The sequence below is a fragment of the Lacisediminihabitans sp. genome (genome assembly GCF_036404185.1).
Taxonomy (GTDB): domain Bacteria; phylum Actinomycetota; class Actinomycetes; order Actinomycetales; family Microbacteriaceae; genus Lacisediminihabitans.
In genome coordinates, this window is sequence record NZ_DASWPB010000044.1 from 1 (window position 1) to 5,459 (window position 5,459).

Annotated in this window: 5 protein-coding genes and 1 pseudogene; 5 read left to right on the forward strand and 1 reads right to left on the reverse strand. The window is 65.4% G+C overall.

The window, feature by feature from the left end; translation table 11 throughout:
- The 5 genes and pseudogenes from VGC18_RS02265 to VGC18_RS02285 all read left to right on the forward strand — a co-directional run.
- Positions 1–234 (forward strand): annotated as a pseudogene (locus tag VGC18_RS02265) (MFS transporter); the annotation flags it as partial.
- A gap of 30 nt (positions 235–264) precedes the next feature.
- A complete protein-coding gene (locus VGC18_RS02270; protein ID WP_331093791.1) occupies positions 265–1,233 on the forward strand; it encodes a hypothetical protein in 969 nt (322 codons plus the stop codon).
- 445 nt (positions 1,234–1,678) lie between these two features.
- Positions 1,679–2,281 (forward strand): site-specific integrase, encoded by a 603-nt coding sequence (locus tag VGC18_RS02275; RefSeq protein ID WP_331093793.1) that lies wholly within the window; start codon positions 1,679–1,681, stop codon positions 2,279–2,281.
- 357 nt (positions 2,282–2,638) lie between these two features.
- Complete coding sequence (locus VGC18_RS02280; RefSeq protein ID WP_331093795.1) at positions 2,639–3,298, forward strand: helix-turn-helix domain-containing protein; 660 nt, start codon at positions 2,639–2,641, stop codon at positions 3,296–3,298.
- The gene (locus VGC18_RS02285; protein ID WP_331093797.1) at positions 3,295–4,635 is read left to right on the forward strand and encodes a glycosyltransferase; all 1,341 of its coding nucleotides are present in this window, start codon (positions 3,295–3,297) and stop codon (positions 4,633–4,635) included. The genes VGC18_RS02280 and VGC18_RS02285 overlap by 4 nt, the downstream gene beginning before the upstream one ends.
- Before the next feature lie 80 nt (positions 4,636–4,715).
- On the opposite strand, the gene VGC18_RS02290 is transcribed toward VGC18_RS02285, so the two are convergent.
- A partial coding sequence (locus VGC18_RS02290) for a hypothetical protein (protein WP_331093799.1) occupies positions 4,716–5,459 on the reverse strand: 744 nt, incomplete at its 5' end.

Here is a 5,459-nt window from a genome sequence, read left to right on the forward strand (position 1 = left end):
CAGCAGATCGGCGGCTCCATCGGCACCGCCGTGTTCAGCTCACTCGCCGCCCTCGCCACCAGCAGGTACCTCGCCACCCACGGCACCACACGTACGGCCGATGCGACGATCGCCAGCTACCACCTCGTGTTCTGGATCGCCGCGGCCGTCCTCACCGCGGCCGGCCTCACCGCCGCGCTCCTCTTCCGAAGCGGCCCGATCCCCGCCACACCCGGAGAACCGGCCACCCCCTGAAGACCGCCCGCGTCAAAGATTCCATGTGGTATGGGCCACCTTCTTCGCACCCCCGCAGACCTCACCCCCAACGCCGCCGTTCGCGACGCCGCCCGGTGCATTCTCGAAGCGGCACACGATCGCGGAGCGCTGCCCGCAGAGGTGACGCCCGACCGTTTCAGGCCCCCTTACAGCAGCACCTGGCCGCTGACCTGGCCCGCGGAAGACGACATCGCCCCCTACGACAATCGCGACTACCCGAAGCTCGTGCACTCCGCCACGGTCGACGACTTCTTCACCTACCAGCTCAAGCACGAGCTCCGTGATCGGCCAGGTGTCGACGTCGCAGCCGGCGCGCGGTGGGTGGTCGCAGAGGTCATCCGGCTCGGATACAGACCCCGCCTGCACTCAAACTTCGACGGCTACGTGCTAGGGAAGTACGGGCCCGGACGCGGGAAGCCGAAGTGGATCGAACGGATCGGCAAGAAGTACCAGTGGATCGCACTCAATCGGCTCATCGGGCATCTATCCGACCACGCACCCAAGACCAGGAGCCCCTGGGAAGCCCCACCGCCGGCTGTTCCCGGACCCGAATCCTCCATCGTCCGGCAGGTCGACCCCACAGTGACCGAGTTCGAACCCGCGAGCGATGCGCCCCGTCCCTGGGTGCCGGCCTACGACTGGGACGCGAAGATCGGGCGGGCTGACGCCCAATGGGTGGCCGATGACTCCGACCTGCCCACTATCGATGTCGCCTCCGCCGAACGAGACGGACGCACCCACCAGGTCTGGACCAACCTCTACACCCACGTGGTGAGCACCGACGATCTTCCCGTCGCCCTCGGCGAACTCGAAGGACGGGATTTGATCAACGATCTTGGGATGTCTCGGCTCCCCATGAGCTACAACGGGTATGTCGGCGAGTACCCGTTCGGGCGCCACCACGGCCGCCGCCCGACGTCCGTCTCAGCATCGATGCCTTGCGCCGCGGCGCACGTATCCGTGCTCGTGTCCGCTTGACCGATCCTTCATCGCATATGCGCAGGACTCGCTCGATCACCGTCGATGACGATGCGGCAGCGCAGGAGTTCTTCGAACTCAGGCGGGCGAGTTCAGCTTGTCGAGTCGATCCGCTCGTCACATTGCGCGACTACGCGCATTCGATCGGCGACCGCTATCTCCGTGGTGTCGATCCGACCTCGACTGCAGGTGGCTACCGAGATGGGCTGCGACTCCGCGTCCTGCCCGCGCTCGGGCATCTGCGCGTTCGCGATCTCACGACGGGTGTCATCGATCGGGCGATCGACGAGTGGGAGACGCGACTCTCGCGATCGCTGCTGAAGAACCTGCTCGCGGCACTGAGCCGGGTGCTCGATGAAGCGGTCGCGATGAACTCATCGGGCGCAATCCGGCACGGGATCGCGTCGACCGTTGCTATCGGTCCACAATTGCCGAGCCACGACACATGTCGCTTCCGACCCTTGAAGAAGTGCTCCGCGTCTCTGAAGCCTGCGGCGAGATCCACCAGAGCTATGCGGACCACGTCATGCTTTGCGCCTTCCTCGCCGCGCGCGGTGCCGAGGTGAGCGGGCTCCGCGTCGGCGATGCCGATTGGGGCAGCGGAACGGTGTTGATCGAGCGGCAGAGCTACCCGGGTGCCGGCGGGATCGTCACGAAGCCGACGAAGAGCCGGCGGCCGCGCCGGGTGCCGATCGTGCAGTTGATCGAGCCGACGCCTCACCGTCTGACCGCGCAACGACCTGCAACGGCTCCGTTGCTCCGCGGGCCGCGCGGCGGCGTCATCACGACAGCCTCATTGCGCGATGCAACGCACTGGGATGCACTCGTCGCAGAGATGGAGTTGCAGGGGTTGCGGCGGCATAACCTCCGACATGTCGGCGCAACCTGGTTCGCGAACTCCGGCGTCCCGTTGCACGTCATCGCCGACATCCTCGGGCACGCTTCGATCGAGACGACGCGGACGTACCTACACACCGAGGATGCGGCGCTCGCGAAAGCAGCGATCAGCTTCGATCAGCATCTCGGCGAGGCATCCGCACAGCCCTGAAACGGCCAAAGCCCCTTGACCAGGTGCGGTCAAGGGGCTTACGGGTCCAGATTGGGTCCAAGAGGCCCAAAACGATCAAAAGCGCTGAAATAAAAACCACTTCTGATCCGGTGTTTTTCAACGGTCGGGCTGACAGGATTTGAACCTGCGACCCCCTGACCCCAGGTGGGCGACCATGTCCGCATTCTGCGTGGATATGCCGCCTTTGCGACAGCACCGCCCGGAACCGCTCACCGCATCCGTTTGGAAAAGCTCGCGGTTCGTTGGTCGCGCATGGGTTCTGCATTTCTCATTCACCGTATGGGAACTGGTCGATCATTGACTACAGTTGTACTGTAATCAACTGGAGAGGACCCTTTGTCCGAAATTGCTGACCGATATCCGAAGCGTTCTGCACATGCCGCTCGGACGCGGGCAGCCATACTCGCGGCGGCGACGGAACTGTTTGGCGTAAACGGATACGCCGGGACGACCATGAAGGCGATTGCCGTGCAGGCTGGCGTGTCGGTGGAGTCGGTGTATCTAGTCGGCTCCAAGTCGTCGTTACTCGCGGCGGCGATGACCGTCGCTTTCACCGGCCAGGAAGGCGATCAGCCGTTGACCGCGAACCCGGCGTATGCCGCTGTGTTCGCGCTGGAGGATGCGGACGCCGCTCTGGATCGCTACGTGGATCTGGTGAGCGCGTCGATCGCCCGCTCGGACGGGTTATGGCGGACTGCCCGTGCGGCGGCCGATGTCGAGATCGAGATCCAGCGCGTGCTCAGCGAGGCGCTCGAACGCCGCCGTAAGGACATTGCGATGGCGGGGCCGTGGCTGGTCTCGCGTGGCCTGATCCTGCCCGGCGAGGTAGAGAGTGCCGTCGCGACTTTCTCGGTGCTGGTCTCGCACGAGGTGTACGAGCACCTGGTCGAGGAGTTCGGTTACTCGGTCGCGGGCTATGCGGGTTGGTTGCGGACCGCGATCGACCGGCTCGTTCTCGATCGCCACCTGTCCCCCACCGAAGGGAAACGACCATGACCACCTTCCTGCTGTGCGCCAACCCGCTGTATGGCCATGTGAACCCGATGCTCGCGATCGGAAGAAACCTCGCGGCGCGAGGGGATCGCGTCATCGTCCTCACGGGTTCGCGTTTCCGCGCCGCCACGACGGCGAGCGGTCTTGAATTCCGTGCCCTCCACGGTAGCGCCGATTTCGACGAACGCGACCCAGCCTCCTTCATGCCTGACACCCACCGTTATAAGGGCATCGCGCTCTCGCAATACCAGGTCGAGTCCACCTTCATCCGGCCCATCCCCGACCAATGGCTCTCCCTCTCGGCGATCCTCGCATCCGAGACGATCGATGCGGTGCTCATCGACAGTCTGTTCGCCGGAGCTCTGCCGTTGCTGCAGCAGCCAGCATCCGACCGCCCACCGGTTGCTGCCATCGGCATCGGGCCTCTCGCACAGCTCAGCGTCGACACTCCCCCCTTCAACTCGGGTATCCCGATGGCCGCAGGTGCGATCGCGCGACTGCGTAATCGGCTACTGAACGTGATGGCCCGGCGAGTGTTCTTCGCCCACGCGCAACGTTTCGCAAACCGGATGATCCTCCAAGCCGGTGGCCAAAGACTGGGCGGATTCGTCATCGACCTGTCACGGCTGCCCGATCGCTTCCTGCAGTTGGGGCCCCGTGAGTTCGAGTTCGCCAGGCGTGACCTCTCCGCCAACGTTCGATTCGTCGGCACGTTACCACCGACGCGTTCGACGGGTGGCGAAGTGCCGCTGCCGGAGTGGTGGGACGAACTCGCCGACGGCCGACCCGTTGTACACGTCACACAAGGCACGCTCGACAACCACGACCTGGGCATGGTCATCAGGCCAACCATCGACGCCCTCACGGACCTCGACCTTCACCTCGTCATCTCCACCGGCAGGACACCGATCGACTCGGTCGGCTCCCTGCCGCCGAACGCACACATCGCCGAGTTCCTGCCCTATGACCAACTACTCCCCCTCTGCGACCTCATGGTCACCAACGGCGGCTACGGCGGAACAATGGCAGCCCTCTCCGCCGGCGTCCCCCTCGTCGTGGCCGGTGCGGCCGAGGACAAACCCGAGGTCGCCGCACGCGTCGACTACTTCGGCGTCGGTCTGGACCTCCACACCGGACGACCAACCGCCGAACAGGTCGGCGACGCTGTGCAACGCATCCTCAACGACGCTTCGTTCCGCGAGCATGCGACAGCCATGCGCGCCGCGATCGCGGGCTACGACGCGTTCGAGAACATCCGGACCGAACTCGACACCATGCTCACAGAACAGAACCGATCGGACACCACCACGCAAACACGGCAGCCGAAAGAGAACGGATAGGCAGGAATCCGGAAGACGAATCCGGCACAAGATCGAGGGGCAGCGAAGGTAGCGATGATGCTGTGACCGCCCCGCACGGCTTACTCATACAGCCGCGCCAGCACCCGCGCCGCGACCTGATTCACCGCGGTGTTGTTGTACGAGCGGGTCCCCTGGGCGACCTTCTTCGCCGCCCTCCTGCTCGCGGTGAGGAGTTCGCGAGGCAGGTGCTGCACGGCCGGCGATCCCGGCCGGAGGGCGGCGAGGTAGTGGGCGGAGATCAGGCCGGGCCAGGGGACGGTCGTCGTCTCCGAGCTGTCGGCGCGCAGCCGCACGGACCGCGTATTGCCCAGGTCGATCGCGCCGTCGACGAGGACGATGCCCGCCGAGTCGTAGCGATCGACGGTGGCCCGCGACACGGTGGTCTTCACCTGCACCCCGACGACCCTCCGCTTCCGCCGGTCCAGCACGAGGAAGTCGACGTTGTACCCCGTGCTCGACCGCTCGAACTGGGGCGGCGCGGCCAGCACGGTGATGTGCGGCAGCATCCGGCTGATCTCGAGCAGCACGACCGCGGCATCCATCTCGGTGAGGATCCCGTTCTGCACCCGGCGCAGCGGGGTGTTGTACTCGGCGAAGTACCGGGAGTCGACCGACCGCTGGTGGCGCACCCCTCCCATGGCGTTCGCGCCGATGGCGATCATCGTCTGCATGTCCCGGATGCGCAGCGCGTTGAGCGGCGGCGCCCCGTACAGTTCGTAGGCCCAGATCGGATGCATGACCTGCAGCAGGTGGTGGAAGGTGAACTCCACCATGGGCTGGTGACGGTCGAAGCGGTTGCCCGA